Origin of the sequence: Sphingomonas carotinifaciens, from assembly GCF_009789535.1 — a bacterium.
Lineage (GTDB): Bacteria > Pseudomonadota > Alphaproteobacteria > Sphingomonadales > Sphingomonadaceae > Sphingomonas > Sphingomonas carotinifaciens.
Map to the genome: position 1 here is coordinate 2,000,301 of NZ_WSUT01000005.1, position 26,621 is coordinate 2,026,921.

Below are 26,621 nucleotides of genomic sequence, written 5' to 3' on the forward strand. Positions count from 1 at the left end.
GGTGACGTGATTTGGTTACCGGATCACTACAATTGCGCGGCCGAACGGTGACGCGGGGAAGGCGCGTGCGATAATCGCATGACCGGCCCCGGTCCCGAGATGCGTGCGACATCGGCGGGACCGGGGCGGTCATGTTCCGCCGCGATCAGTCGTAGCGGCGGAGAAGGCCGGACAGCTTGCCCTGCACCCGCACCTGCGCGGGCGCATAACGCTGCGGATCGTAGGAGCGGTTGGCGGGATCGAGCCGCACCATCGCGCCCTCACGGCGGAAATATTTCAGCGTCGCCTCGCTGTCGTCGATCAGCGCCACGACGATCTCCCCGTCGCGCGCGGTTTCGGTGCGGCGGATCAGGGCGTAGTCGCCATCGAGGATACCCGCCTCGACCATCGAGTCGCCCGATACCTCCAGCGCATAATGCTCACCCGAGCCGAGCAGCGCCGCAGGGACGGCCAGCGTCGAGGACCCCTCGAACGCCTCGATCGGCAGGCCGGCGGCGATGCGACCGTGCAGCGGGATTTCCAGCACGTCGTTGGCCGGGATCGGGCTGGCGGCGGCGGCGGCGGGCGCGGTGGTGCCGACGGGTGGTGCCGGTGTCGCAGCTGCCTTCGGCTCGGCCGGGCGCTCCGGCATGCGCAGCACCTCCAGCGCGCGGGCGCGGTTGGGCAGGCGGCGGATGAAGTCGCGTTCCTCCAGCGCGGAGATCAGGCGGTGGACCCCCGACTTCGACTTGAGGTCGAGCGCGTCCTTCATCTCCTCGAACGACGGGGACACGCCCGTCTCCGTCAACCGGTCATTGATGAAGCAGATCAGCTCGTGCTGCTTGCGCGTGAGCATCGCGGAACCTCCGTCCAGAACAGACGTGGAACTTATAAGGAACGTTTTGGCTTGCGTCAAGCGAGGGGCAGGATTTCCGCCGAGTCGCCCGCCTGTGCCGGGGGGGCGTGCGGCTCGCGCACGATCAGGCAGGTGGAACGGGCGAGGGTCAGGAGCATGGAACTGTCCTGGATGGTGGAGGCGTAGGCGCGGCCGTCGCGGAGTTCGGCGCGCAGATAGTCGGTGCGCGGGCCGTTGGCGGGGAGGGTTTCGCCGAGCAGGGCGAGGGCCGGGCGGGGGAGCGGGTCGGCGGCGCCGGCTAGGGCGGCGACGAGGGGCTTCACGAACAGCATGGCGGTGACAAAGGCGGAGACGGGATTGCCGGGCAGGCCGAGCACGAGCGCGTCGCCAAGCCGGCCGGCCATCATCGGCTTGCCGGGGCGCAGCGCGATGCGCCAGAAGTCGATGGTGCCACCGGCCGCGGCGAGCGCGGGGCGGACGAGGTCGTGATCGCCGACCGACGCGCCGCCGGTGGTGACGAGCAGGTCGGCGCGTACGCCGGCAAAGGCGCGGGTCAGCGCGTCCAGGTCGTCGGGCAGGATGCCGAGGTCGATGATCTCCACCGGCAGGTCGCCCAGCATCGCGGCGAGCATGACGCCGTTCGATTCAGGGAGGGCGAGGCCGCTGGCATCGCTGCCCGGCGCGACCAGCTCGTCCCCGGTGGCGGCGATCGCCACACGCACGCGGCGGCGGACGGGGAGGGCGGCGACCCCGCCCGTCGCGGCGACGGCGATGCGGGCGGGGGTGAGACGCTCGCCCGCGGTGACCAGACGCTGGCCGGTGTGGAAGTCGAGCCCGCGGGGACGGACGTTGCGTCCGGCGTGCGCCGGGCCTTCGCCGGTGAGGGTCAGGCTGGCGCCGTCGCGCCCGGCCTCTTCCTGGATCAGCACGGTATCGGTGCCGGGGGGCAGGGCGGCGCCGGTGAAGATACGGGTCGCCTGGCGTGCGCCGACCGATGCCTCGAAAGGGCGGCCGGCGGCGCTTTCGCCGATCACCTGCCACGGGCCGGGCATGTCGTCGAAGCGGATCGCATAGCCGTCCATCGCCGACAGGTCGGCGGCGGGTTGCGTGCGGGCGGCGACAATGTCGGCCGCGGCCCAGCGACCCGCCGCGTCGCGCAGCGGCAGCGTTTCGGTGGACACGGGCACGGCGAGCGCGAGCAGGCGTGCCTGTGCCTGCGTGACGGGGACGAGCGGGGTGGCGGCGGAAATGGCGATATCCTTCGCAAAGCGGCCGGGGGAGAACGGCGTCGGGGCGGCAAGGGTCCGTGGTTGATCCCTGATGGACGGATGCGATATCCTATCCGCCCAAGGAGAAGCCGATGCGAGCCCTTTCCGTTCTCGATACCGTTTTCGCCCGGCACCCGCGTGCGGTGGGTGAAAGCTATCTCGACCATGCGCGCACCGCGAGCCGGTTCGGGCTGGCGATGCTGGGCGGCGGGCTGGCCTGCATGGTGCATGCCGCGGTGCCGGCGCTGTTCACCACCACCGGCAGCGACACGATCCGGCGGCTGCATGCGCGGATGAGCGGTCGGGCCGGACAGGCGGCGGCCGCGCGCGACGGGTTCTGCTACGAAATCTGAGCAGCCGCGACCACAGGGGCGACCCAGTCGCCCGACTTGCCCCCCTGCTTGGCGAGGAGGCGGATGTCGGACAGGACCATCGCCTTGTCGAGCGCCTTGGCCATGTCGTAGAGCGTCAGCAGCGTGACGGAAACCGCGGTCAGCGCCTCCATCTCCACCCCCGTCTGCCCCGCCGTGGCGGCGGTCGCGGTGGCGGTGACGCCGCCTTCGTCCAGCGCCAGATCGATCTCGATCTTCGTCAGCGGCAGCGGGTGGCAGAGCGGGATCAGGTCGCTGGTCCGCTTGGCCGCCATGATGCCGGCGACGCGGGCGACCGCCAGCACGTCGCCCTTCTTCGTGCGACCCTCGGCAATGGCGGCGGCCGCTTGCCCTGACATGGTGATGCGGCCCGACGCGACCGCCTGGCGCTGCGTCACCGCCTTGTCGCCGACATCGACCATGCGGGCCGCGCCGTCGGCATCGATATGCGTCAGCCCCGGCATCAGCCGACCAGCGCGCGGGTCGCGGCCTCGACATCGGCCTGCCGCATCAGCGCTTCGCCGATCAGGAAGCAGTGGATGCCGTGCTGCGCCATCGCATCGAGGTCGGCACGGCTGGTGAGGCCGCTTTCGGCGACGAAGGTGCAGCCCTGCGGCGCGTGGCCGACCAGATCATAGGTGTTCTGGAAGTTCACCTCGAACGTCTTCAGGTTGCGGTTGTTGACGCCGATCAGGCGCGAGCGGAGGCGCGCGGCGCGCTCCATCTCGGACAGGTCGTGCACCTCGACCAGCGCGTCCATCCCGCATTCGAGGGCCGCCGCCTCGATCTCCTGCATCTGCGCGTCGTCCAGCGCGGCGACGATGATGAGGATGGCATCGGCCCCCAGGGCGCGTGCCTCGTGCACCTGCCACGGGTCGATCATGAAATCCTTGCGCAGCACGGGGATCGACACGGCGTTTCGGCCCGCCTCCAGATAGGCGTCCGATCCCTGGAACCAGCGTTCGTCGGTCAGGATCGACAAACAGGCGGCCCCGCCGGCTTCATAGGCGCGGGCATGGGCAACGGGATCGAAATCCTCGCGGATCAGGCCCTTGGACGGGCTTGCCTTCTTCACCTCGGCGATAAGCGCGTGGCCGGTCCTTGCATCGAGCGCGGCGCGAAAGCCGCGCGGGGCGCTTTGCCCGGCGATCCGCTGGTCGAGATCGGCGTGCGAGATCGTCGCCTTGCGCGCGGCGACATCGGCGCGCTTGGTTTCCAGGATGCGGTCGAGCATCGTCGTCATCGGTAGGCAATCCATTGATCGAGCAGACGGGCGGCGGCGCCGTCGTCCAGCACGCGGGCAGCGGCGACCGCGCCACGGCCAAGCGTCGTGCTGTGCCCCGCGACAAGGAGCGCGGCGGCGGCGTTGAGCAGCACCGCGTCGCGGTAGGCGCCTTCCTCACCGGCGAGCAGGCGCTGAAGCGCGGCGGCGTTGTGGGCGGCGTCGCCGCCGCGGATCGCGGAGACGGGATGGCGGGGCAGGCCGGCATCCTCGGGCGTGATCGTGGCGGGTGCTACGAGCGTGCCGACGGAGACGGCGATGCTGGGGCCGGCGCCGGAGAGTTCGTCCAGCCCCTCCTCGCCCGAGACGACCAGTGCGGCCTGGGTGCCGAGCTGGTTCAGCGCCTCCGCATAGAGCGGGGCATAGTCGGGGCGGGCGATGCCGATGAGCTGGCGGGTGACGTGCGCGGGATTGGCGAGCGGGCCCATCAGGTTGAAGATGGTGCGGCGGCCGATCGCGCGGCGGATCGGCGTGATCCGCTTCATCGCGGGGTGATGATTGGCCGCGAACAGGAAGGCGATGCCCAGATCGGCAAGGCTGGCCTCCGCCACCGCGCCGGCGCGATCCATGTCGAGGCCGAGCGCCTCCAGCGTGTCGGCGGCGCCCGCCTTGGACGAGGCGGCGCGATTGCCATGCTTGGCGACGGGCACGCCGAGCGCGGCGACGACGAGCGCCACCGCGGTCGAGACGTTCAGCGTATGATGACCATCGCCACCGGTGCCGCAGACATCGACGGTGCCGGGTGGCGCCTGGATCGGGACGACCCGCTCGCGCAGGGCGCGCGCGGCCTCGGCGATCTCGATCGCGGTCTCGCCGCGTTCGGTCAGGCCGGTCAGGAAGGCGATGATCGCCGCCTCGGTGGCCCGACCGTCGAGGATGTCGGCAAAGGCGACGCGGGCCGACTCGCGCGACAGCGGCGAGGCGGTATCGGGGAGCAGGGAAACCGTGGTCATGCCGCGAGATGCGCGGGCATGCGGTAGGCAATTCCCGCTTCGCGGAGGAAGTTGGCGAGCATGGCGTGGCCATGTTCGGTGGCGATGCTTTCGGGATGGAACTGCACGCTGTGGATCGGCAGATGCGCGTGGCGGAAGCCCATCACCGCGCCGTCCTGCGCACGCGCATTGACGATCAGGCTGTCGGGCACGTCGTTGACGATCAGCGAATGGTAGCGCGTCGCGGTGAAGGGCGAGGGGAGCCCTGCGAACATGCCCGAGCCGTCATGCAGCACGGGCGAGGTCTTGCCGTGCATCAGCCCGCCGCGCTCCACCTTGCCGCCGAAATGCTGGCCGATCGCCTGATGCCCCAGGCACACGCCGAGCAGCGGCCGGCCGGCATCGGCACAGGCGGCGACGAGGTCGAGGCTGACGCCCGCCTCCGTCGGTGTGCAGGGGCCGGGCGAGATCAGAAAGGCGCTGGCGCCCGATGACAGCGCCTGGCCCGCCGAGATGGCGTCGTTGCGCACCACCTCCACCTCGGTCCCCAGTTCCTGGAGATAGTGGACGAGGTTCCAGGTGAAGCTGTCGTAATTGTCGACGACGAGGATCATGGAGGCCGCCATAGACGCGTGTCACGATGTTGCAAAGCGTCGCCGGTGCCGACACATCGTAGCAATGCCGCGGCTGTAGCGCCGGCGGATCGGCGCGGTTCAGCATGGAGCCATGCGCCGTGCCCGACGTTGTTCCGGACAAAGGAGACTTCGCTCATGTTCCGCCCCCTGTTGATCGCCGCGCTGGTCGCGTCGCCCCTGCCGGCTTTCGCACAGACCCAGGCCGCAGCGGCCGATCAGCAGGCCGAGACCGGCCAGCCGCCCAAGCGCGTGCGCAGCGTGACCCTGACCGGCGACCAGAAATGCCCGCAAAGCACCGCCGACGAGGTGGTGGTGTGCGGGCGCGACGACGAGCCGTTCCGTATTCCGAAGGGTTTGCGCGACGATCGCCCGATCGCGGCGCAGAACCAGAGTTGGGTGAACCGTGCCGCGGTCGCGGACCGGATCGGGCGGACGGCGGCGGGCCTGCCCGACACCTGCTCGCCGGTGGGGTCGGGCGGGCAGACGGGTTGCTCGCTGACCTGGAACCGCGAATTCGCCGCACAGCGCCGGGCCGATGCGGCAGCCGAGCGGGCGGTGCCGGGCGGCGAGGAGTAAGCCGCCCCTACTGCCCGAAACCGCTTTCCGCCGCGCGGGCGACCGCCTCGCGGGCGGCGGCAAGGATGGCGCCGGCCTTGGCCTCGCACTCGCGCTGTTCATAGGCGGGGTCGGAGTCGGCGACGATGCCCGCGCCGGCCTGGACGTGGATCATGCCGTCCTTCACCACCGCGGTGCGCAGCACGATGCAGCTGTCCATCGATCCGTCGGGCGAAAAATAGCCGACGCCGCCGGCATAGGCACCGCGGCGTTCGGGTTCGAGCTCGGCAATGATCTGGCAGGCGCGGACCTTTGGCGCACCGCTGACCGTGCCGGCGGGGAAGCCGGCGAACAGCGCGTCGAGCGCATCCTTTTCGGGTGCCAGCGTGCCGACCACGTTCGACACGATGTGCATCACATGGCTGTAGAGTTCGACCGTGTAGCTGTCCGTCACGCGCACGCTGCCCGGTGCGGAGGCGCGGCCGGTATCGTTGCGGCCGAGATCGAGCAGCATCAGATGTTCGGCCCGTTCCTTCGGATCGGCGAGCAGGCTGGTGCGGTTCGCCTCGTCCTCCGCGGCGGTCCTGCCGCGCGGGCGGGTGCCGGCGATGGGGCGGATGGTGACGTCGCCGTCGCGGACGCGCACGAGGATCTCGGGGCTGGAGCCGATCAGCGAAAAACCGGGTAGATCAAGATGATAGAGGAAGGGGGAGGGGTTGATGCGGCGCAGGCTGCGGTAGAGTTCGAAGGGGGGGAGCGCAAACGGCGTCTCGAACCGCTGGGCCAGCACGACCTGAAAGATGTCGCCGGCGACGATATAGTCCTTCGCGCGGGCGACCATTTCCCCGTAGCGGCCGGGGGCGAGCGCGGGGGTGTAGGCGGGCTCGTCGAGATCGGCGCGAACGGGCGCCGGCAGCGGCGTGGCGGCAAGGCGCGCGGCGACCGCATCGAGGCGGCTCTCCGCATCGGCGACGATGGCGGCGGCGTCGCGGGTGGCGTCGGGCCAGGCCGGGGCGACGAGGAACAGCGCGTCGGCGAGACGGTCGAAGACGAGGATGACGGTGGGGCGGACGAAGATCATGTCCGGCAGGCCGAGCGGGTCGCTCGCCGGCTGAGGCAGATCCTCCACCAACCCCACGGTTTCATAGCCGAAATAGCCGACAAGGCAGGCCAGCGCGCGGGGCAGCCCCTCCGGCACGTCGGCGCGGCATTCGGCGACCAGCGTGCGGAGCGCCGCCAGCGTATCCTGCGCGCAATCCGCGAACGCGTCGCGGTCGGTCGCCCAGTGGCGGTTGATCGCGGCGGCCTTCCCATGCGCGCGGAAGACGAGATCGGGGGCAAGGCCGATCAGGCTGTGGCGGCCGCGGGTCGCGCCGCCCTCCACCGATTCGAGCAGGAAATCGCCGCGGCCGGGCTCGATCAGCTTCAGGGCGGCGGCGACCGGCGTCTCGGTATCCGCGACCTGCCGGCGCCAGATCAGCGCCGGCCGGCCGGAGGCGAGCGCGGAGACGGGATCAGTTATTGGAGCTGCTCCCGTTCACCAGCTCGTTGCGCACCGCCGCGACGTTGCCGGTATCGATCTTCACGCCGACATTCCTGCTGACCGCGCGGACAAACTGTTCAACATATTCGCGGCCCTGAAGACGGCCGATGTCGGCGCGGGCGGCGCGGACGGCGTCCGGGGTGTTCGAGGCGTCGCCACGGTCGATCCGGTCCAGCTTGATGACGTACCAGCCGTCGCCGCCGGGCGATTGCAGCGTCTTAGTGGTGCCCTGCTTCATGCTGAACAACAGCGCGAGGGGCGCGGCGGCCGGCGTCTGCTGCGCCGCGGCCAGCTGCGCACGCGCGGCGGCGATCGGGCGGATGGCGGGAAGCGACAGCCCGGTCTGGCCGAGTGCGGCACCAAGCGCTGCACCCTTGTTGACGCGGGCCAGCACGTCGTTCGCCACCTTGCGGGCCGCGGCGCGGGCGCGATCGGCCTTGAGGTCGGCGATGACGGCGTTCTGCACCTGCATCAGCGGGCGGGGGGCGGAGGGCACGACCTGACCGACGGCGACGACGGCGAAGCCGCCATCCTGGCCGAGCGGCACCACCTGCGGCGCATCGCCATCCTCGGCGGTGAAGGCGGCGGTGATCATGGTGCGCTGTTCGGCCGAGGGCTGGAAGGCGGGGGCGTCGGGCGCCTGCCCCTGCGCGGTGACGGCGGGGAGCGCCTGTGCCTGCAGCTTCTGGTCGCCGACGACCTCGTCAAAGGTGGCATTGTCGGCCAGCGCATCCTCGACCTTGTTGCGCAGGTCGGCGAGCGCGGCGGCGGACTTCTGCTTGGTCAGCGTGTCGACGATGTCGGCGCGAACCTGTTGCAGCGTGCGCGCCGGCACCTGGGTGACGGCATCGACGCGCGCGACGACGAAGCCGAGCGTACCGCGCAAGGGGCCGACGACCGCGCCCTGCGACGCAGCAAAGACCGCATCGGCGACCGCGGCGGAGGTGGTCGCGGCATAGGCGGCCTTGTCGACGCCTTCCTGCGTGGAGGGCTCCAGCCCGGCGGCCTGTGCGGCGGCGGCAAGCGCGGTGCCGCCCTTCACCTTGGCGGCAAGCGCATTCGCACCGGCCTGGTCGGCGACGATGACCTGGGTGACGGTGCGCTTCTCGCTGGCGGCGTAGCTGGACTGGTTGGACCGGAAATAGGCGGCGATCTCGGCATCGGTCGGGGTGACGCGCGCGGCGACCGCCTGCGGCGAAACCACGGCGTAGCGCACCGTGCGACGCTCCGGCAGGGTGTAGCGCGACAGGTTGCGGCCGTAGAAGCTCTGGATCTCCGCGGGCGTGGGCGCGGCACCGGTGCCGACCGCGGTCAGCGGGATGAAGCCGATCTGGCCGGCGCGCTTTTCGAGCAACAGCGAGGCATAAGGGAGCGCCAGTTGCTGCGGCATCTGCGTCGCGCCCTGGGTGGGGGCGATAAGCTGCTGGCCGATCAGTTCGCGGGCGATGTCGGTGCGCACCTGCTGATCGGTCATCTTCCGGTCGGCCAGGATGCGCTGGTAAAGCGTGGGATCGAACTGGCCATTGGGCCCGCGCAGCGCCGGGATCGAGGCGATCTGGCCGTCGACCGCGCGGCGCGAGACGACCATGCCCTGGTCATGGCCGAATTCCTCCAGCGCCATGCCGTTGACGATCCGCTGCAGCGTGCCGTCGAGCCCGCCCTGAGCGATAAAGGTCGCGACATCGAGCGTCGGCTGTTCGCGGCGATACGCCTCCACCTCGGCGTTGACCGCCTGGCGCAGCTCGGCATTGCCGACCTTGGCATCGCCGACCTTGGCGACCTGCGCTCCACCGATGCCGCCCCCCATGCTGGTGACGTTCGACACGTCACCCGCCGCAAAGGCGATCGCGATCACCCCCAGGACGATGAAGGTGACGATGACACCGGCCTTGGAATTGATGATCCGGCGGAAGAAACTGAGCATGGACGACCGATCGGCAGGAGAAAATCGGGTGATGCTTTAAGAGGCGGGCGCGCAAGCATCAAGCTTGTGCCGCAACGCAGACGCGCTATCGGTGTTGAACATGTATAACGATGAAGTGGGAATCCGGGGATGACGCGGCGCAAACTGGTGGCGGGCAACTGGAAGATGAACGGATCGCTGGCCGCGCTCGGCGAGCTGGACGCGATCGCGGCGGCAGCGGATGCGGCGCCGGGGGTCGATGTCGCGGTGGCGGTGCCGGCCACGCTGATCGGGCCGGCGGCGGCGCGCGTACCGGGTCTGGCGATCGGCGCCGAGGACGTGCACGAGCGCGATGCGGGCGCGCATACCGGCTGCATCTCGGCGGCGATGGTGGCGGAGGTGGGCGCCAGCTTCACCATCGTCGGCCATTCCGAGCGGCGGGCCGATCAGGGCGAGACGAGCCAGGATGCGTGGGCCAAGGCGGCGGCGGCGCACCGGCAGGGCCTGAGCGTCATCCTGTGCTGCGGCGAGACGGAGGCCGAGCGCAACGCGGGTCGCGCCGAACGCGTGGTGCAGGCGCAGATCGAGAAGTCGGTGCCCGACAATGCGGACGGCAGCTGGTTCACCCTCGCCTATGAGCCGCGTTGGGCGATCGGGACGGGCCGCACCCCGACGCTGGAGGAGATCGGATCGATCCACGCGATCGCGCGCGCCAAGCTGCGCATGCTGATCGGCGATGCGGCGGACGGGGTGCGCATCCTGTACGGCGGATCGGTGACGGGGGAGAATGCCGCGACGATCCTGGCGGTGGACGATGTGGACGGCGCGCTGGTCGGGGGTGCGAGTTTGACGGCGGCGAAGTTCGTGCCGATCATCGAGGCGGCGGCGGGGGTTTGATTTTTTGGCGGCGCTGCCTGGCGGTAGGTCGCCCTCTCCCCAGCGGGGAGAGGGAGGGGACCCGCGGCTTTCGCCGTGGGGAGGGTGAGGGGGTGCCCAGCAGTGCTGCGCTTCGTGTCGGCCCCTCACCCTCCCACTGCCTGACGGCAGCGGGCCCCTCCAGCATCAGGTCGTTCATGCCCCCGGCATGAACTAAACAGCGCGGGGCGCTGTTTACCTGATGCTCCCCGTGGGGGAGAGAGAATAATCACCCGTACCGCTTCTTCAGCATCGCATACGCCGCACGGAGGGCATAGGCGTCGGCGCCCTTGGGGCGGCCGGGTTTGGCCGTGGGGCGCCAGGCGAAGACGTCGAGATGGGCCCAGGCGGTGCCTTCGCGCACGAAGCGGCGGAGGAAGAGGGCGGCGGTGATCGCGCCGGCAAAGCCGCCTTCGGGGGCGTTGACCATGTCGGCCACGTCCGATTTCAGCATGTCGTCGTACCCGTCCCACAGGGGCAGGCGCCAGAGGGGATCGTCCTCGGCCGTGCCCGCGGCGAGCAGGGCGCCGGCCAGCGCCTCGTCATCGGTGAAGAGCGGCGGCAGGTCCGGGCCGAGCGCCACGCGGGCGGCGCCGGTCAGCGTCGCGAAATCGAGGATCAGGTCGGGGGCATGTTCGCCGGCGCGGGTCAGCGCGTCGCCCAGGATCAGCCTGCCTTCGGCATCGGTGTTCGTGTTCTCGACGGTCAGGCCCTTGCGGGTGCGCAGCACGTCGCCGGGGCGGAAGGAGGCGGCGGACACCGCATTCTCGACCGCGGGGACGAGGAGGTGGAGGCGGACGGGCAGGCGCGCGGCCATGACCAGGCCGGCGAGCGCGATCGCGTGGGCAGCGCCGCCCATGTCCTTCTTCATCAGGCGCATCGCGGCGGACGGCTTGATATCGAGGCCGCCGGTGTCGAAGCACACGCCCTTGCCGACGATGGCGAGGCCGGGATGCGCGGGGTCGCCCCAGGCGAGTTCGATCAGGCGGGGTGCACGCTCCGGCGTGGCGGCGATGCCGACCGCGTGGATCATCGGATAGTCGCGGGCCAGCGCCTCCCCTTGCGTCACCGCGATCTCCGCGCCGAAGCGGCGGGCGAGTTCGGCGATTTCATGTTCCAGTTCGGCGGGGCCGAGATCGCCGGCGGCGGTGTTGACCAGATCGCGGACCTGCGCGGTGGCCGCCGCGATGCGCACGGTTTCCTCGATATGCGCGGCGTCGCGGGTCAGGAGGACGCGCTGCCCGGTCGGCTCGCCGGCCTTGTAGCGGGTGAAGCGGTACTGGCCGAGCAGCCAGCCGAGCGCGGCGGGACCGGCATCGATCCCCTCCGGTCGGTAGACGCCCTCCGGCAATATCTCCGCAAGTCGGGCGAGTGCCCAGGGCGAGTGCGGATCGGCGATGGCGGCGACGACCTGCCAGTCGCTTTCCCCGGTGACGATCAGGTGCGTGCCCGCCTTGCCCGTGAAGCGCGCGGCGGCGGCCTGGGTGCGGACCGCCTGGGGCTGGTCGTGCAACCATGCCCCAAAGTCATCCGGCGCGATCGCGGTGATGGTGCGCGCATATTGGCCGCGATCGGGTTGCAGCAGAAGCGTGAAGTCGGTCGTCATTGAACGGGTGCCACCAGGAATTGCTCGAACCGCTGCGCGCCGTCGGGCTCGGCATAGGTGCTGACCGAAAGCGTGCGGTTCGGGTAGGTTACGCGGAAGGTGCGATTGACGAAGCCGCCGCGCAGGCGGGTGCGGCCGGTCTGGACAAAGGCGGTGGGCTCGCCGAGCGCGGCCAGGCTGGTGCGGTAGTCGGCCTGGGCGCGCGGGGTGAAGTAGAAGTTGGCGTCCTCGGTCAGCAGCGTGCGGTCGAGCGTACCGCTTCGTAACTGATCGTACAGGCGGCGGGCGCGGGGGAGGGCGGCCTGATCCTCGGCGGAGGCGGTGGGCGGGGGCAGGACGATCGCCTGCAATCCGCCGGCGATGCGGCTGGTGGCGTCGGAAAACCAGCTGTTGGTCAGAACGACGATCGCCGCCTTGTCATCGGGGAAGACGATGTTTTCGGACAGGAAACCGACCGCCTCGCCGGAATGCTCGACAAAGCGGCGGCCGTTCTGCGTGCCGGTGCTGACCCCCAGGCCATAGCCGTTGGTCGACCCGTCGGCGAGGCGGACGGGCGTTTCCTGCGCACTCCAGTCGTCGGGGGCAAGCAGCGTGCGGTTCAGGCGGGCGATGTCCCATCTGGCGAGATCCTGCGCCGACATCGACAACTGGCCCGCCGCATAGAGCCAGCCCGATGCGGCCGGCGTCTCGGCATGGACGGGGCCGAGCGCGAAGCGGCCATAGCCTTGCGGGAAACCGGGTCCCACCGCCTCGTCCTGATCCAGCGCGCGGATGCCGAGCGGCGCGAAGATGCGGGTCTGCAGAAGCTGCATCAGCGGCTGGCCCGACACCTTTTCCGCGATCATGCCGGCGACGACATAGCCGGTGTTGGAATATTGCCATTGTTGGCCGGGCTGAAAATCGAGCGGCGCCTTGGCCCAGCGGTCGACGATGCCCTGCGGCGTGACGGGCGTCGCCATCGCCTTGAAGCTGAAATCCTGCGGCCAATAGTCGCGAAGACCCGAGGTGTGCGACAGCAACTGGCGCAGCGTGATGCGGTCGCCGCCGGTGATGCCGGGCAGATACCGGGCGACAGTGTCGTCCAGGCTGAGCTTGCCGTCATCCTCCAGCAGGAGGAGCGCGGCGGCGGTGAACTGCTTGGAGATGGAGGCGATCTGGTAGGGCGCGGCCGCGTCGGCGGGCTTTGCCGCCTCCGACTGCTTGCCATAGGCCTTGGCAAGGACGATGCGGCCGCCCCGCACCACCGCGATCGAGGCGGAGGGGACGCCGGTATCGGCCAGCGTCTTGGCGACGAGCGCGTCGATCTGCACCTGTTCCCGGGCGCTGAGTGACTGGGCCTGGAGCGGGATGGGCGCGGCAATCGATAAGGCGGCAGCCAGCAGGGTGCGGATCATGACGCCATCCAAGCATAGCCGGCCATCCCCCGCAACGGGGTGGCTGTGCCGGGTCATGTCGGAGCGGAGGCACGAACGCCCTATTAACTGGTTGATGATAGTCCCCAGATTGGGGGCATGGGGTTGCGATGACCATAGACACGATCGTGAGGCAAGCGGCACGGCGATCCGGGGATCTGGGGCTGAAGACACTGGATCTTCAGGCCGATATCGCGGCGCTGTCGGCACGGGTGACCGAACAGGCATTGACGATCGGCTCCATCGGCTCCGAAGCGCAGACACTGGTCGCCGATGTCGAGAACATCGCGACGGCCGTGGTCGACATGCGCGACAACAGTGCGGCGGTGCATGGCGTGATCGAGGATTCGGCCGCGCAGTTGAACGCGGCGACGGGCGATGTGGTCGACCTCATCGCGCAGGTGACGCGCATTCATGAGGGACTGGGCGACTTCAACAGCGCGCTGGACGACGTGGCGCGGATCACGGCGGCCATCAATGCCATCGCCAAGCAGACCAACTTGCTGGCGCTCAACGCCACGATCGAAGCGGCCCGCGCGGGGGATGCCGGGCGCGGCTTTGCGGTGGTGGCAAGCGAGGTAAAGAAGCTGGCCGGCGAAACCGCCGATGCCACGAAGCGGATCGAGGCGGCGGTGGGCGCGCTGACCGGCGAGGCACGGGCGATGCTGGGCCGGATCGAACAGGGCGTCGGCAAGGCGCGGTCTGCGCACCGCGGCGCCAAGGATATCGAAGGGCTGGTCGATCGGCTGAGCGTGCTGATGCGCGGCCTTTCGGATAGCAGCGACACGGTGGCGGGGCGGATCGATTCAATGGTACGCGTGGTCGATCATGTCGGGGTCGGGCTGGTCGCGCTGTCCGATACGTCGTCGGCGAATGCGGCCGGGCTGGAGCGGCTGTCCGAGCGCGTCACCACGGTGAGCGACGAGACCAACGCCTTGTTGCAGATGCTGGCGGAAAGCGGGGAAACCGCCGACACGCCTTATATCGATTACGCGATGCAGGCGGCGACGGCGATCAACGTGGCGCTGGAGGCGGACATCGATGCCGGCGTGCTGACGCTCGATGCATTGATGAGCGACGAATATGTCGAGGTGCCGGGTTCCGATCCGCCGATCGCGACGCATGTCGCCCAGCCCGTGCTGACCCGCATCATGCGCCCGCACCAGGAAACGGCACGGTCGTTACCCGGCCTGTTCGGAGTCAGCTTTACCGATCGCAACTGCTTCAACGCGGTACCGATGCCCGAGCGTGCACTGCCGCAGCGGCCGGGCGATCCGAAGTGGAACGAGGAATTTGCCCGCACCGGCATGTTCTTCCGTGCACCCGAGTCGATGGAGCAGGTGCGGACCACCGATGCCTTCCGCCTGAAGGCGTATCGCCGACGCATGGCCGATGGCGGAGTGATCCTGTTGAAGATGGTCATCACACCGATATGGGTGAAGGGTCGGCATTGGGGGGCATTGTTATGCGCCTACAAGGATCAGGGCTGACCACGGCGCGTACCACAGCCAGCCCCCCGGCAGGTCAGGCGGGTACGCCGTACAGGTCGTGGTCGTCGGCATCCTCGATCACCACCGGCACGATATCGCCGACCGACAGGTGGCCGGCGTCGCGCAGGAAGACCTCGCCATCGATTTCGGGTGCGTCGGCCCGGCTGCGGCCATTGGCGCCGCCCTCCTCGTCCACCGCGTCGATGATGACGGGCAGGGTGCGACCGACTTTTGCGGCGAGCTTGGCGGCCGAGATCGCCGCGGTCTTCTCCATGATGCGCGCGTAGCGCTCTTCCTTCACGGCCTCCGGCACCGGATCGGGCAGGTCGTTCGCCGCGGCCCCCTCGACGGGTTCGAAGCGGAAGGCGCCGACGCGGTCGAGCTGCGCCTCGTCCAGCCAGTCGAGCAGATACTGGAAATCCTCCTCCGTCTCGCCGGGGAAGCCGACGACGAAGGTGGAGCGGATCGCGATGTCCGGGCAGATCTCGCGCCACCGGTGGATGCGGCTGAGCACCTTGGCGTCGTTGCCGGGCCGCTTCATGCGGCGCAGAACCGAGGGCGCAGCGTGCTGGAACGGGATGTCGAGATAGGGGAGCACCAGCCCCTCGGCCATCAGCGGGATGACCTGATCGACATGCGGATAGGGATAAACATAATGCAGGCGCACCCAGGGCGCGATCCGGCCCAGTTCGCGGGCGAGGTCGGTCATGTGCGGCACGACCTCCTGCCCCTTCCACATGCGCGGCTCGCGGCGGATGTCGATGCCGTAGGCCGAGGTGTCCTGGCTGATCACCAGCAACTCGCGCGTGCCGGCCTCCACCAGCTTCTCCGCCTCGCGCAGGATCGCGTCGGGGCGGCGGCTGACCAGATCGCCGCGCAGGGACGGGATGATGCAGAAGCTGCACCGGTGGTTGCAGCCCTCCGAAATCTTCAGATAGCTGTAGTGCCGCGGCGTCAGCTTCAGCCCGGCATCGGGGATCAGGTCGAGATAGGGCGACAGGTTGGCGGGCGCGGCGGCGTGCACCGCCTCCACCACCTGCTCATATTGGTGCGCGCCGGTGACGGCCAGCACGTCGGGGAAGCGGGTGCGGATCGCCTCCGCTTCCTTGCCCATGCAGCCGGTCACGATGACGCGGCCGTTTTCCTTGATCGCCTCGCCGATCGCCTCCAGCGATTCCTCCTTGGCGGAATCGAGAAAGCCGCATGTGTTGACCAGCACGACGTCGGCGCCGGCATAGTCGGGCGACATCTGATAGCCGTCGGAGCGGAGCTGCGTCAGGATGCGTTCGCTGTCGACCAGGTTCTTGGGACAGCCGAGCGACACCATGCCGACACGCGGCGGGGAGGGGAGTTTGGTTGCCATGGGATCGCGCGCACATAAGCGATCCCGGCGGACTTTTCCAGATGCAGCGATCTTGATCGAGGTTTATCGACTTTGCCGGCGCCCCCGGTCATGACGGGCGGGAAAGGGAATGCCTGACCATGCTCGCGATCGGTTTGATGTCCGGGACCTCGCTCGACGGGGTCGATGCCGCGCTGATCGAAACCGATGGCGAAGGGCAGGTGCGGCCGGTCGCATTTCGGGGCGAGCCCTATTCCGACGCGGCGCGCGCGCAACTGGCCGAGGCGACGGTGCTGGCGCTGTCCTTCGACAAGCCGCGGCCCAGCCCGCCGGTGGTGGCGGCCGGCGACCTGATCGTGCGCACCCATGTGCTGGCGGTGCAGAAGCTGCTGCGCGATGCCGGGGTGGCGGCCGACGACGTGGGCGTGATCGGCTTTCACGGGCAGACAGTGGCCCACCGGCCGGATCGCGGCTGGACATGGCAGATCGGCGACGGCGCCGCGCTGGCGAATGCGACGGGCATCACCACGGTTTGGGACTTTCGTTCGGCCGATGTCGCGGCGGGCGGGCAGGGCGCGCCGCTGCTGCCCGTCTATCACGCGGCACTCACCGCCGGGCTGACCCTGCCGGTGGCGGTGCTGAACCTGGGCGGGGTGGCGAACATCACCTGGGTGGGACCGGACGGCGGGCTGGTCGCGTTCGACACCGGCCCCGCCAACGGCCTGATCGATAGCTGGATGGAGGCGGAAACCGGCGCCCGCTTCGACGCGGACGGCGCGCTGGCGGCGAGCGGGCGGGTGGAGGCGACCGTGCTGGACACCCTGCTCGACAATCCATGGTTCGATGCAGCGCCGCCAAAGTCGCTGGATCGGAACGACTTCACTATTCAGGCGGTCCGCGGGCTGTCGGCGGCGGACGGGGCCGCGACGCTGACCGCCTTTACCGCGGCGACGGTGGCGCGGGCGCTGGAACATCTGCCCAGCCGGCCGACGCGGCTGCTGGTGGCGGGCGGCGGGCGGCACAATCCGACGATGCTGCGGATGATCGCCGAGGCGACGGGGACCGTGCCCGAACCGAGCGATGCGCTGGGCTGGAACGGCGACGCGATGGAGGCGGAGGGCTTTGCCTATATGGCGGTGCGCACGCTCAAGGGCCTGCCGATCAGCTTTCCGGGCACGACCGGCGCAGCGCTGCCGATGCCCGGCGGGGTGGTGAGCGAGCCGGAGCGGTAAACCGTCGGCGCGGCCGGTGTCATTGGCTGGGGTGGGGGGCAACCTCGCCATCGACCGGAGGACGCGGCGCATCGGGGTTGTTGCCAACGCCGTCGCGCAGCACGACCGGCTTGGGGCAGCCGTCCACCATGCGCCATACGGTGCGGATCTCCACCGCATCGGGCAACTCGCTCAAGTTGCTCTGCCGCGGCGTAACTGCACCGGCGGTCTTTTCGGCGTGCGGGGTGCACCCTTTCGGGGGCGAAGCGGGCGGTTCCTGCGCAAATGCGGCAGGTGCGACAAGCATGAAGGCGAGCAAGGCGGAAGCACGCATCGATCAACTCTCCCATGATGACGACGACGGGAGCCTATCATGGCGGTGATCGACGCGGAAGCCGGGGTCAGCGCGCCACGTAGGCGTCGATCAGTGCGCCGACGTCATCGGGGTGCTTGCCGGTGAGTTCGGACGCGGTCTCGCCCTTGCCGTAGATGAAGCCGTAGACCGGATAGGTGGTGCCGCCCAGCCCTTCGGAATCGCGATACCAGACCTTTACGTCCGACCAGTCGTTGCCGCGCGATACGTCGAACAGGGTGACATCCTGTTCGGCATGGCCACGCTCGCCATTCTGGCGGGACCAGTTGGCGTGGGTCAGCATCACCACCCGGTCCTCGACGATGCGGCTGACCACCGCGACATGGCCCAGCGGCAGGCGCGATGTCTTTTCGAAAACGATGACCGCGCCGACCTTGGGCGCATGGCCGCGCTTGTAGACGCCGTCCGCCTGCTTCCACCAGGTCCAGGCGTCGCCATAGATGCGGATGCCGGAGGCTTCGCGCGCAAAGGGAACGCATTGCCCGACATAGTCGAGCAGCGACCGCCCTGCCGCAGGTGCCGCGAACAGGATCGATACGATCAGGCCGAATCCGGGAAGTCCCTTCATAGGCAGCACGATAGCGCCATCCCCATCAACCGGATGTTGCCCATTCTGGTTACCGGTCCGGTTACCAGAACGTCCCGGCGCGATCCGGCCTATGGATCAGCCGCGCCGGGCGCTGGCGCGTGCCTCCAGCATGCCCCACAGGCCGCGATGCTGCGCGAACAACTGGCTGGCGCCGAAGCTGCGCGCGCGCAGGGCAAGCGCCGCTGCCGGAACGGGCGGGTTGGCGGGAGGCAGGATCGGCACTACCACCTCGACCCCGAAACGGGCGGCGGCGGCATCGAGAACGTGGCGCAGCGCCCGCCAGTCGGCAAGCAGGGCGGCGACCGCGCCGGTGGCGGAGCCGATCCGGTCGGAATTGGCCAGCGCCTCCAGCGTGTGGCGCTGTTGCGCCAGTGCGGCGGCGGTTTCCGCCTGGCCGGGGGTGGAGGGAAGCGGACCGGCCGCGGCGGCGAGCTGCGCCAGATAGGCGCGCTCCACCGCGAAGCCGGCGGCGGCATCGACCAGCCAGGGCAGGGTATCAACCTCCGCCGCGCGGGCGAGCGCGCATTCGATCATGCCCGGATGATTGCCATGGATGGCGGTGACGGCGTGTATCGCATCGGCCAGGTCGCGCAGCGGCGTATGCGGGGCGAGCAGCCGGTGCCAGTGCGCATGCGCGGCGATGCCGTCGACGGCCGCCATCGCGTCGAAATCGCCGGGGTTGCCGTGCCCCGGTGCCGAGGAAAGTGCCATGCCGCGGCCCTTCAGGAAGCCGGCGCAGCGCCGGGGTGCAAAGCAAGACCCGTAGATCAGGAACGTTAACAGACTGTTAGCGATATGGTTTTGCGGGCCGGCCCAGTGGTGGCGGATGTTACGGCTTTACGCAGACGGCGACGCCCGCGATAACCCGCCCCCATTGGCCGACGGGTGTCGGCAGCTACGATCCGTTCGGAGAGATCACGGGATGCGCGCATGGGTGCTGGGACTGGCTTTGGCTTCGGTGGGAACGGCGGCGATGATGAGTGAGCAGGTCCAGGCCGCGGATCGCAGCGCGATCGTGCCGGCCAAGCAGGGCGAACTGACGCTGGGCCGCGTGTTCGGCAACCCGGACCTGTCCGGATCGCAGCCAAGGGGCCTGCGCCTGTCGCCCGACGGCACGCTGCTGACCTTTCTGCGCGCGCGCGCCGACGAGCGCGAGCGGCTGGACCTGTGGGCGCGCGACACGCGCACCGGCGCGGAGCGGATGCTGGTCGATTCCAAGGCGGTCGGCACCGGTGCCGAACTGTCCGAGGCGGAAAAGATGCAGCGCGAGCGGGCCCGCATCGGCGGGTCGAAGGGCATCGTCACCTATGACTGGGCCCCCGACGGCAAGACCATCCTGGTGCCGCTGGACGGCGACCTGTACCTCGCCACGCTGGACGGGCAGGTCCGCCGGCTGACCAACACGGCCGGCGGCGAGCTGAACCCGGTGGTCAGCCCCAGGGGCGGCTTCGTCAGCTTCGTGCGCGACCAGAATTTATGGGCGGTGCCGCTGGGCGGCGGCGAGGCGCGTCCGCTGACCACCGAAGGCCGGGGCACGGTGCATTTCGGCGAGGCGGAATTCGTCGCGCAAGAGGAAATGCACCGCTTTACCGGCTATTGGTGGAGCCCGGACGAGCGGTTCGTGGCGGTCGAGCGGTTTGACGAGGCGCCGGTACAGGTGGCGGTGCGGGCGGCGATCGGCGCAACGGGGACCAAGGTGTACGAGCAGCGCTATCCCGGTGCCGGCACGCCCAACGCGCTGGTCGACCTCTACGTGATGCGCCCCGACGGGTCGGGCAAGGTGAAGGTCGACCTGGGCAGCGACCCGGACATCTATCTGGCGCGCGTCGACTGGCTGCCCGATGGCTCGGCGCTCCTGGTCCAGCGCCAGAGCCGCGACCAGAAGACGCTCGACATGCTGCGCGTCGATCCCGCCACCGGCAAATCCACCGTGCTGTTCACCGAGAAATCGGGGGAGCGGAGCTGGCTGAACCTGTCCGACGCCTATCACGTGATGAAGGACGGCAGCCTGGTCTGGCGGTCGGAACGCAGCGGGTTCGGGCATCTGTATCGCTACAAGGGGGGCAAGTGGACCGCGCTCACCAAGGGCGACTGGGTGGTCACGAACCTGGTCGGCGTCGATGAGGGCCGGGGGCGGCTCTACTTCACCGGCACGAAGGACGATGTGCTGGAACAGCATCTCTACGCGCTCGACCTGAACAAGCCGGGCAGCGCCACCCGGCTGACCGAGCGCGGCTATACCAATGCGGCGTCGATGGACGACGGCGCCAGCCGCTTCATCATCTCGCGCTCAGGGCCCCGCCAGCCGACCCAGGTCTATCTGGCGGATACGACCGGCAAGCGGCTGGAATGGATCAACGAGAATGCGGTAGCGGGCGCGCACCCCTATGCGCCCTATCTGGCAAGCCATCAGGACACGACGTTCGGCACGCTGAAGGCGAAGGACGGGTCGGTGCTCCATTGGGAGATGATCACGCCGCCGCTGGAGCCGGGGAAGAAATACCCGGTCTTCTTCCAGCATTATGGCGGCCCCGGCACCGGCCAGCAGGTGACGCGCGGATGGCAAGGGGCGCTGCCGCAGTTCCTGGTCGACCAGGGCTATATCTTCTTCCAGATCGACAATCGCGGCTCGTACAATCGCGGCAAGGCGTTCGAGGACCAGATCTACCACGCCATGGGCACGGTGGAGGTCGAGGACCAGTTGACCGGGGCCGAGTATCTGAAGACGCTGCCCTTCGTCGATGCGAACAAGATCGCCACCTATGGCTGGTCCTATGGCGGCTATATGTCGATCAAGATGCTGGAAAAGACGCCGGGCGTCTATGCCGCGGCGGTGTCGGGCGCGCCGGTGACCGACTGGCAACTCTACGACACCCATTATACCGAGCGCTATCTGGGCGATCCGCGCACCGATCCGCAAAGCTATGCGGTCTCGCAGGCGGTGAGCGAGGCGGCGAAGATCAAGGACCCGCTGCTGCTGATCCACGGCATGGCCGACGACAATGTCTTTCTCGACAATGCCACGGTGTTCGCCACCGAGATGCAGAAGACGGACACGCCGTTCGAGATGATGTTCTACCCCGGCCAGACGCACCGCGTCGGCGGGCCGGGCGTGTCGGAGCATCTGTGGACCACGATCCTGAATTTCCTCGACCGCGAGGTCAAACAGAAACCGGCGAAATAAAATTGCGGGTAGGACAAGGATGTTTGGGGTTTCGTGTCGCGGGCGTAAAGGCTACCGGCTTGCGACATTGGTCTAGGAGTATGTGATGGGTTACCGGGTGGTGGTTGCAGGGGCCACGGGCAATGTCGGGCGCGAGATGATCAACATCCTCGCCGAGCGCGAGTTTCCGATCGACGAGATCGCGGTGCTCGCCTCGTCGCGCAGTCAGGGCGATCAGATCGAATATGGCGAGACGGGCAAGCAGCTGACCGTCAAGAATATCGAGCATTTCGATCCGGCCGGCTGGGACATCGCGCTGTTCGCGATCGGGTCGGAGGCGACCAAGGTCTATGCGCCCAAGTTCGCGGCGGCGGGCTGCGTGGTGATCGACAATTCGTCGCTCTACCGCATGGACCCGGACGTGCCGCTGATCGTGCCCGAGGTGAACCCGGATGCGATCGACGGGTACAAGGCACGCAACATCATCGCCAACCCCAATTGCTCGACCGCGCAGATGGTGGTCGCGCTGAAGCCGCTGCACGACAAGGCGACGGTCAAGCGCGTCGTCGTCGCGACCTACCAGTCGGTGTCGGGCGCGGGCAAGCAGGGCATGGACGAGCTGTTCGAGCAGAGCCGCAACATCTTCGTCGGCGACCCCGCCACCCCGGTGAAGTTCACCAAGCAGATCGCGTTCAACGTGATCCCGCACATCGACAGCTTCCTGGAGGACGGCACCACCAAGGAAGAGTGGAAGATGGTGGCCGAGACCAAGAAGATCCTCGACCCCAAGGTGAAGGTGACCGCGACCTGCGTGCGCGTGCCCGTGTTCGTCGGCCATTCCGAGGCGCTGAACATCGAGTTCGAGAACGAGATTTCGGCCGAGGAGGCACAGAGCATCCTGCGCGAGGCGCCCGGCGTGATGCTGGTCGATAAGCGCGAGGATGGCGGCTACGTCACGCCGGTGGAATGCGTCGGCGATTATGCGACCTTCATCAGCCGCGTGCGCGAGGATTCGACCGTCGACAACGGACTGTCGCTGTGGTGCGTGTCGGACAATCTGCGCAAAGGCGCGGCGCTCAACGCGGTGCAGATCGCCGAACTGCTCGGCCGGCGGCATCTGAAGAAGGCGGATTGATCTTGAGGTTTCCCTCTCCCCTATGGGGAGAGGGAAGGGGCCCGCTGCCGCGAGGCAGTGGGAAGGGTGAGGGGCTGCCACGGGCGCAGCACTGCTTGGCAACCCCTCACCCTCCCACCGCTGACGCGGCGGGCCCCTCCCTCTCCCCGGAGGGGAGAGGGCTACGCAACTAATGCCCGATATACCGCCCCGGCCGGTGCCAGGCGATCAGGATCAGGCTGATCGAGGCGGCACTGAGCGCGGACCAGGCGAGTTGCGGGCCCGTCACCACCGGCACCGCGAGCCCCAGGATCAGCACGTCGAGCGCGATCTGGGTGTGACCGGCGTTCCAGCCGCGGCGGCGTTGCAGCCATAGGGTGACGACGCCGGTGCCCCCGACGCCGGCCTGGTGCCGGGCGAGCGCCAGGATGCCCATGCCGATCACCGTGCCGCCGACCACGCTGGCAAAGGCGGGGTGGACGTCGATGACGTGCACCGAGACGCGCGTCGCCGCGGAAAAGGCGGCGATGCCGACATTGACCAGCACCGTCTTCACCGCAAAGCGCGCGCCCATCACCTTGTGCGCGAAGATGAAGAACGGGATGTTGATGAGCGTGAACAGCACGCCGGCCGGCAGCGGCAACAGATAGGACAGCAGCAGCGCGACGCCGGCGATGCCGCCCGTCACCAGACCGGCGGCATGCAGGAACAACAGGCCGACGATGATGAGGATGCACCCGATCGCAAGGGCATAGGCGTCTTCGAGCAGGCTGTGGGGGCGGCCGATCGGGCTGGGGGGAAGGTCGGTATCGGCTTGCATCAAGGGTCCGGCTTTGTGGTGGAGGGACCCTCTCCATGGTGCTGCGGGCTCTTTGCGGCCGCTGGCGGATCGGGCATGCTAACCGATGCGGGCGCCTCCGTCGATGGCTGCGCCCCCGGCAGGAGACAGGCGCGCATGCGCGAGGCGATGACCGGTGGCTGCCAGTGCGGGCGCATCCGCTACGCAGCGACGATCGAGGATGGCGACGAGGCCTATCTGTGCCATTGCAAGATGTGCAGGCGGGCGACGGGCGCTGCCGCCACCGCCTTCGTCAATCTCGCGCGCGACCGGCTGCACTGGCTGGTCGAGCCCGACTGGTATCGATCCTCGCCGATCGCGCTGCGCCCCTTTTGCGCGACGTGCGGGACGCCGCTCGGCTTCGCCTTTGCCGATGGGGAGGGGAATATCGACCTGACCCTGGGGTCCTTCGACGATCCGACCCGGTTCAAGCCGGTGCGCAACTATGCTAGCGAAAGCATCCTCCCCGCCTGGCAGGACACCTCTCACCTGCCGGGCATGCGCTCCGACGAGAATGCGGGCGTGACCCAGCGATGGATGGATAGCCTTGGCCGACTTCCCGATTGAAACGCACTATTTCGACAGCTTCGACGGCACGCGCCTGGCGTGGCATGAAATGGGGGCGGGGCGTCCGATCGTCCTGATCCACGGATATTTCTCCGACGCCAACACCAACTGGATCCGCTACGGCCATGCCGCGGCGATCGCGGCCAAGGGCTACCGCGTCATCATGCCGGATCTGCGCGCGCACGGGCAAAGCGCTCGGCCGCATGACGATGCCGCCTATTTCCCCGACGTGCTGACCCGCGACGGCCATGCACTGATCGAGCATCTCGACCTCGGCGACTATGACCTGGGCGGCTATTCGCTGGGCGCGCGAACGACCTCGCGCATGGTGGCGACCGGTGCGGAGCCGGGGCGGATCATCTTCGCGGGCATGGGGCTCGACGGCCTGACCGACACCAACCGCCGGGTGGATCATTTCACCCACATCCTGACCAATCTGGGCCAGCACAAGCGCGGCAGCCCCGAATGGCTGGCCGAGGCTTTCCTGAAGACCACCGGCGGCGATCCGGTGGCGCTGCTCGGCATCCTCAGGACCTTTGCCGATACCCCGCTGGAGACGATCCGCGGGTTCGCGCAGCCGACGCTGGTGGTGGCGGGCGTCGATGATTTCGACAATGGCTCGGCGAAGGACCTCGCGGACACGCTGCCCAACGCGACGTACACGGAGATACCCGGCGGCCACATGAGCTGCGTCGCCAAGCCGGAACTGGGGCAGGCAATCGCAGCGTTTCTGTAACTTCATACCCTCTCCCCTCCGGGAAGAGGGTATGAAGACGATACACTTGACGCCGCCCCGCCCGCCGCGCCACGATCGTTACAGAAAATACCAATGGGAACCCCGATGATCCGCACCGTAATCTCGACGGCCGCGCTTGCCTGCGCGCTTGCGTCTCCTGCCGTTGCCCAGAACGCCCCCGCCGCGCCTGCCCCCGCCACGCCTGCTACCGCCGACGCCTTCGTCGCCGAGGCGGAGAAGACCAGCGCCGACCGATCGGTCGATGCGCAGCGCGTCGCCTGGGTGAACGCCACCTACATCACCGACGATACCGATGCGCTGGCTGCCAAGTCGGGTGCGGAGATGACCGACCTGGCGGTCCAGTACGGCTTGGGCGCGGCGCGCTACCAGGCGCTGCCCGGCCTGTCCTACGACACCAAGCGCAAGCTGGACCTGATGCGCGGCGGCATTACGCTGCCGGCGCCGACCACGGCCGGGCAATCCGCCGAACTGGCGACGCTGACCACGCGGATGTCGTCCTCCTACGGCAAGGGCAAGGGGCTGCTCGACGGCAAGCCGATCAACGGCTCGGATATCGAGGAAGCGATGGGCACGTCGCGCGATCCCGCCAAGTTGCAGGAAATGTGGGTCAGCTGGCACGACAATGTCGGCGCGCCGATGCGGGCCGACTATGCCAGGATGAGCGCGATCTCGAACGAGGGCGCCAAGGAACTGGGCTATGCCGATGTCGGCGCGCTGTGGCGCTCCGGCTACGACATGCCGCCCGAACAGTTCGCCAGGCTGACCGACCAGATCTGGGCCGAGGTGGAGCCGCTGTACAAGGCGCTGCACACCTATGTCCGCTGGAAGCTGAACGAGAAATATGGCAATGCGGTCCAGCCCAAAACCGGCGCGATCCGTGCCGACCTGCTTGGCAACATGTGGGCGCAGGAATGGGGCAACATCTATGACATCGTCGCGCCCGCCGGCGCGGGCGATGTCGGCTACGACATCGGCGACCTGCTGAAGGCGAAGAATTACGATCCCACGCGCATGGTGAAGCAGGGCGAGGCATTCTATTCCTCGCTCGGCTTCAAGCCGCTGCCCGAGACCTTCTGGCAGCGTTCGCAGATCGTGAAGCCGGCGGACCGCGAGGTGATCTGTCACGCCTCGGCTTGGGACGTCGACAATGTAGACGATATCCGCATCAAGATGTGCACCAAGGTGAATGCGGATGACTTCATCACCATCCACCACGAACTGGGCCACAACTACTACCAGCGCGCCTATAACCAGCAGCCCTTCTTCTACAAGAACGGCGCCAATGACGGCTTTCACGAGGCGATCGGCGATACCGTCGCGCTGTCGATCACGCCGGATTATCTGGTGAAGATCGGCCTGCTGGATGCCGCCCGGGTGCCGAGCGCGGACAAGGATATCGGCCTGCTCCTGCGTCAGGCGATGGACAAGGTCGCGTTCCTGCCCTTCGGCCTGCTGATCGACAAATGGCGCTGGGGCGTGTTTTCGGGCGCGATCAAGCCGGACCAGTATCAAGCGGGGTGGGATGCGCTGCGCCTGCAATATCAGGGCGTGAAGCCACCCGTCGCGCGTGACGAGACCAAGTTCGATCCGGGCGCCAAATACCACATCCCGGCGGCGGTGCCCTATACCCGCTACTTCCTGGCGCGTGTGCTGCAATTCCAGTTCTACGAGGCGGCGTGCAAGCAGTCGGGCTGGAAGGGGCCGCTGCACCGCTGCTCCTTCTACGGCAACAAGGCGGTGGGCGAGAAGCTGAACGCGATGCTGGCGATGGGCCAGTCCAAACCGTGGCCCGACGCGCTGGAGGTGTTCACCGGCAGCCGGCAGATGTCGGGCAAGGCGCTGGTCCAGTATTTCGCGCCGCTCAAGGCGTGGCTGGACAAGCAGAACAAGGGCAAGCCGCAGGGCTGGTAAGACGCTGCC

25 protein-coding genes are annotated in these 26,621 nt (G+C 68.6%); 10 read left to right on the plus strand and 15 right to left on the minus strand.

The window, feature by feature from the left end:
• Positions 1–145 precede the first annotated feature (145 nt).
• Positions 146–835, minus strand: a complete 690-nt coding sequence (gene lexA / locus GQR91_RS11535) for a transcriptional repressor LexA (protein ID WP_149681650.1) — start codon at positions 833–835, stop codon at positions 146–148.
• Between the two features lie 56 nt (positions 836–891).
• Positions 892–2,085, minus strand: a complete 1,194-nt coding sequence (locus tag GQR91_RS11540; RefSeq protein ID WP_149681649.1) for a molybdopterin molybdotransferase MoeA — start codon at positions 2,083–2,085, stop codon at positions 892–894.
• A gap of 110 nt (positions 2,086–2,195) precedes the next feature.
• Here GQR91_RS11540 and GQR91_RS11545 point away from each other — a divergent pair, with 110 nt between their 5' ends.
• Positions 2,196–2,456: a DUF6356 family protein gene (locus tag GQR91_RS11545; protein WP_149681648.1), complete on the plus strand. Its 261-nt coding sequence runs from the start codon at positions 2,196–2,198 to the stop codon at positions 2,454–2,456.
• Here GQR91_RS11545 and moaC read toward each other — a convergent pair.
• Genes moaC through GQR91_RS11565 form a run of 4 tightly spaced genes read right to left on the minus strand, consistent with a single transcriptional unit; the run spans position 2,444 to position 5,302 of the window.
• Positions 2,444–2,938: a cyclic pyranopterin monophosphate synthase MoaC gene (moaC, locus tag GQR91_RS11550; RefSeq protein ID WP_149681647.1), complete on the minus strand. Its 495-nt coding sequence runs from the start codon at positions 2,936–2,938 to the stop codon at positions 2,444–2,446. The genes GQR91_RS11545 and moaC overlap by 13 nt on opposite strands.
• Entirely contained in the window at positions 2,938–3,717 is a 780-nt protein-coding gene (gene trpC / locus GQR91_RS11555) for an indole-3-glycerol phosphate synthase TrpC (protein WP_112382459.1), read from the minus strand. Before trpC ends, moaC begins: the two co-directional genes overlap by 1 nt.
• Positions 3,714–4,709 carry an anthranilate phosphoribosyltransferase gene (gene trpD / locus GQR91_RS11560; RefSeq protein ID WP_149681646.1) on the minus strand — a complete coding sequence of 332 codons (996 nt, stop codon included), beginning with the start codon at positions 4,707–4,709 and terminating at the stop codon, positions 3,714–3,716. Before trpD ends, trpC begins: the two co-directional genes overlap by 4 nt.
• Positions 4,706–5,302, minus strand: coding sequence for an anthranilate synthase component II (locus GQR91_RS11565; RefSeq protein WP_112382662.1), 597 nt, complete (start codon positions 5,300–5,302; stop codon positions 4,706–4,708). The genes trpD and GQR91_RS11565 overlap by 4 nt, the downstream gene beginning before the upstream one ends.
• 156 nt (positions 5,303–5,458) lie before the next feature.
• On the opposite strand from GQR91_RS11565, the gene GQR91_RS11570 reads away from it, so the two are divergent.
• On the plus strand, positions 5,459–5,899 hold the full coding sequence (locus GQR91_RS11570; RefSeq protein ID WP_149681645.1) for a hypothetical protein: 441 nt from the start codon (positions 5,459–5,461) through the stop codon (positions 5,897–5,899).
• 7 nt (positions 5,900–5,906) lie between these two features.
• Here GQR91_RS11570 and trpE read toward each other — a convergent pair whose 3' ends face one another.
• Together trpE and GQR91_RS11580 are read right to left on the minus strand one after the other, a co-directional pair.
• The gene (gene trpE, locus GQR91_RS11575; protein ID WP_149681644.1) at positions 5,907–7,400 is read right to left on the minus strand and encodes an anthranilate synthase component I; all 1,494 of its coding nucleotides are present in this window, start codon (positions 7,398–7,400) and stop codon (positions 5,907–5,909) included.
• Complete coding sequence (locus GQR91_RS11580) at positions 7,393–9,345, minus strand: peptidylprolyl isomerase (RefSeq protein WP_149681643.1); 1,953 nt, start codon at positions 9,343–9,345, stop codon at positions 7,393–7,395. Before GQR91_RS11580 ends, trpE begins: the two co-directional genes overlap by 8 nt.
• A gap of 129 nt (positions 9,346–9,474) precedes the next feature.
• Here GQR91_RS11580 and tpiA point away from each other — a divergent pair, with 129 nt between their 5' ends.
• Complete coding sequence (gene tpiA / locus GQR91_RS11585; RefSeq protein WP_149681642.1) at positions 9,475–10,221, plus strand: triose-phosphate isomerase; 747 nt, start codon at positions 9,475–9,477, stop codon at positions 10,219–10,221.
• Positions 10,222–10,468: 247 nt separating this feature from the next.
• On the opposite strand, the gene GQR91_RS11590 is transcribed toward tpiA, so the two are convergent.
• Positions 10,469–11,845 carry a leucyl aminopeptidase family protein gene (locus tag GQR91_RS11590; RefSeq protein ID WP_149681641.1) on the minus strand — a complete coding sequence of 459 codons (1,377 nt, stop codon included), beginning with the start codon at positions 11,843–11,845 and terminating at the stop codon, positions 10,469–10,471.
• On the minus strand, positions 11,842–13,239 hold the full coding sequence (locus GQR91_RS11595; RefSeq protein WP_149681640.1) for a serine hydrolase domain-containing protein: 1,398 nt from the start codon (positions 13,237–13,239) through the stop codon (positions 11,842–11,844). Before GQR91_RS11595 ends, GQR91_RS11590 begins: the two co-directional genes overlap by 4 nt.
• A 128-nt stretch (positions 13,240–13,367) precedes the next feature.
• Here GQR91_RS11595 and GQR91_RS11600 point away from each other — a divergent pair, with 128 nt between their 5' ends.
• Entirely contained in the window at positions 13,368–14,747 is a 1,380-nt protein-coding gene (locus GQR91_RS11600; RefSeq protein WP_149681639.1) for a methyl-accepting chemotaxis protein, read from the plus strand.
• A 34-nt stretch (positions 14,748–14,781) separates the two neighbouring features.
• On the opposite strand, the gene rimO is transcribed toward GQR91_RS11600, so the two are convergent.
• Positions 14,782–16,110 carry a 30S ribosomal protein S12 methylthiotransferase RimO gene (gene rimO, locus GQR91_RS11605; RefSeq protein WP_149681638.1) on the minus strand — a complete coding sequence of 443 codons (1,329 nt, stop codon included), beginning with the start codon at positions 16,108–16,110 and terminating at the stop codon, positions 14,782–14,784.
• A gap of 119 nt (positions 16,111–16,229) precedes the next feature.
• Here rimO and GQR91_RS11610 point away from each other — a divergent pair, with 119 nt between their 5' ends.
• Entirely contained in the window at positions 16,230–17,321 is a 1,092-nt protein-coding gene (locus GQR91_RS11610; protein WP_149681637.1) for an anhydro-N-acetylmuramic acid kinase, read from the plus strand.
• Between the two features lie 19 nt (positions 17,322–17,340).
• Here the strand turns inward: GQR91_RS11610 and GQR91_RS11615 are convergent, their stop codons facing one another.
• From GQR91_RS11615 to GQR91_RS11625, 3 genes are all read right to left on the minus strand, one after another.
• Positions 17,341–17,496 carry a hypothetical protein gene (locus tag GQR91_RS11615; RefSeq protein WP_164727750.1) on the minus strand — a complete coding sequence of 52 codons (156 nt, stop codon included), beginning with the start codon at positions 17,494–17,496 and terminating at the stop codon, positions 17,341–17,343.
• Positions 17,497–17,701: 205 nt separating this feature from the next.
• Positions 17,702–18,241, minus strand: coding sequence for a CHAP domain-containing protein (locus GQR91_RS11620; RefSeq protein ID WP_112382449.1), 540 nt, complete (start codon positions 18,239–18,241; stop codon positions 17,702–17,704).
• A gap of 96 nt (positions 18,242–18,337) precedes the next feature.
• The gene (locus GQR91_RS11625) at positions 18,338–18,973 is read right to left on the minus strand and encodes a DUF6975 family protein (RefSeq protein WP_149681636.1); all 636 of its coding nucleotides are present in this window, start codon (positions 18,971–18,973) and stop codon (positions 18,338–18,340) included.
• A 262-nt stretch (positions 18,974–19,235) separates the two neighbouring features.
• Here GQR91_RS11625 and GQR91_RS11630 point away from each other — a divergent pair, with 262 nt between their 5' ends.
• Complete coding sequence (locus tag GQR91_RS11630) at positions 19,236–21,446, plus strand: S9 family peptidase (protein ID WP_375781568.1); 2,211 nt, start codon at positions 19,236–19,238, stop codon at positions 21,444–21,446.
• Positions 21,447–21,531: 85 nt separating this feature from the next.
• Positions 21,532–22,560 carry an aspartate-semialdehyde dehydrogenase gene (locus tag GQR91_RS11635; protein WP_112382446.1) on the plus strand — a complete coding sequence of 343 codons (1,029 nt, stop codon included), beginning with the start codon at positions 21,532–21,534 and terminating at the stop codon, positions 22,558–22,560.
• A 169-nt stretch (positions 22,561–22,729) separates the two neighbouring features.
• Here the strand turns inward: GQR91_RS11635 and GQR91_RS11640 are convergent, their stop codons facing one another.
• Positions 22,730–23,359 carry a YitT family protein gene (locus tag GQR91_RS11640; RefSeq protein WP_149681634.1) on the minus strand — a complete coding sequence of 210 codons (630 nt, stop codon included), beginning with the start codon at positions 23,357–23,359 and terminating at the stop codon, positions 22,730–22,732.
• A 135-nt stretch (positions 23,360–23,494) separates the two neighbouring features.
• On the opposite strand from GQR91_RS11640, the gene GQR91_RS11645 reads away from it, so the two are divergent.
• The 3 genes from GQR91_RS11645 (at position 23,495) to GQR91_RS11655 (ending at position 26,612) form a co-directional block, all read left to right on the plus strand.
• Positions 23,495–23,944 carry a GFA family protein gene (locus GQR91_RS11645; protein ID WP_149681983.1) on the plus strand — a complete coding sequence of 150 codons (450 nt, stop codon included), beginning with the start codon at positions 23,495–23,497 and terminating at the stop codon, positions 23,942–23,944.
• Positions 23,925–24,680: an alpha/beta fold hydrolase gene (locus GQR91_RS11650; protein WP_149681633.1), complete on the plus strand. Its 756-nt coding sequence runs from the start codon at positions 23,925–23,927 to the stop codon at positions 24,678–24,680. Before GQR91_RS11645 ends, GQR91_RS11650 begins: the two co-directional genes overlap by 20 nt.
• Positions 24,681–24,785: 105 nt before the next feature.
• Positions 24,786–26,612 carry a M2 family metallopeptidase gene (locus GQR91_RS11655; protein WP_149681632.1) on the plus strand — a complete coding sequence of 609 codons (1,827 nt, stop codon included), beginning with the start codon at positions 24,786–24,788 and terminating at the stop codon, positions 26,610–26,612.
• The last annotated feature ends 9 nt before the right edge of the window (positions 26,613–26,621 follow it).

Bases quoted from the DNA above. Each gene is read 5' to 3' on its own strand.
- lexA (WP_149681650.1), bottom strand. From the start codon at position 835: ATGCTCACGCGCAAGCAGCACGAGCTGATCTGCTTCATCAATGACCGG.
- GQR91_RS11545 (WP_149681648.1), top strand. From the start codon at position 2,196: ATGCGAGCCCTTTCCGTTCTCGATACCGTTTTCGCCCGGCACCCGCGT.
- moaC (WP_149681647.1), bottom strand. From the start codon at position 2,938: ATGCCGGGGCTGACGCATATCGATGCCGACGGCGCGGCCCGCATGGTC.
- trpC (WP_112382459.1), bottom strand. From the start codon at position 3,717: ATGACGACGATGCTCGACCGCATCCTGGAAACCAAGCGCGCCGATGTC.
- trpD (WP_149681646.1), bottom strand. From the start codon at position 4,709: ATGACCACGGTTTCCCTGCTCCCCGATACCGCCTCGCCGCTGTCGCGC.
- GQR91_RS11565 (WP_112382662.1), bottom strand. From the start codon at position 5,302: ATGATCCTCGTCGTCGACAATTACGACAGCTTCACCTGGAACCTCGTC.
- GQR91_RS11570 (WP_149681645.1), top strand. From the start codon at position 5,459: ATGTTCCGCCCCCTGTTGATCGCCGCGCTGGTCGCGTCGCCCCTGCCG.
- GQR91_RS11580 (WP_149681643.1), bottom strand. From the start codon at position 9,345: ATGCTCAGTTTCTTCCGCCGGATCATCAATTCCAAGGCCGGTGTCATC.
- tpiA (WP_149681642.1), top strand. From the start codon at position 9,475: ATGACGCGGCGCAAACTGGTGGCGGGCAACTGGAAGATGAACGGATCG.
- GQR91_RS11590 (WP_149681641.1), bottom strand. From the start codon at position 11,845: ATGACGACCGACTTCACGCTTCTGCTGCAACCCGATCGCGGCCAATAT.
- GQR91_RS11595 (WP_149681640.1), bottom strand. From the start codon at position 13,239: ATGATCCGCACCCTGCTGGCTGCCGCCTTATCGATTGCCGCGCCCATC.
- GQR91_RS11600 (WP_149681639.1), top strand. From the start codon at position 13,368: ATGACCATAGACACGATCGTGAGGCAAGCGGCACGGCGATCCGGGGAT.
- rimO (WP_149681638.1), bottom strand. From the start codon at position 16,110: ATGGCAACCAAACTCCCCTCCCCGCCGCGTGTCGGCATGGTGTCGCTC.
- GQR91_RS11610 (WP_149681637.1), top strand. From the start codon at position 16,230: ATGCTCGCGATCGGTTTGATGTCCGGGACCTCGCTCGACGGGGTCGAT.
- GQR91_RS11620 (WP_112382449.1), bottom strand. From the start codon at position 18,241: ATGAAGGGACTTCCCGGATTCGGCCTGATCGTATCGATCCTGTTCGCG.
- GQR91_RS11625 (WP_149681636.1), bottom strand. From the start codon at position 18,973: ATGGCACTTTCCTCGGCACCGGGGCACGGCAACCCCGGCGATTTCGAC.
- GQR91_RS11630 (WP_375781568.1), top strand. From the start codon at position 19,236: ATGATGAGTGAGCAGGTCCAGGCCGCGGATCGCAGCGCGATCGTGCCG.
- GQR91_RS11635 (WP_112382446.1), top strand. From the start codon at position 21,532: ATGGGTTACCGGGTGGTGGTTGCAGGGGCCACGGGCAATGTCGGGCGC.
- GQR91_RS11640 (WP_149681634.1), bottom strand. From the start codon at position 23,359: ATGCAAGCCGATACCGACCTTCCCCCCAGCCCGATCGGCCGCCCCCAC.
- GQR91_RS11645 (WP_149681983.1), top strand. From the start codon at position 23,495: ATGCGCGAGGCGATGACCGGTGGCTGCCAGTGCGGGCGCATCCGCTAC.
- GQR91_RS11655 (WP_149681632.1), top strand. From the start codon at position 24,786: ATGATCCGCACCGTAATCTCGACGGCCGCGCTTGCCTGCGCGCTTGCG.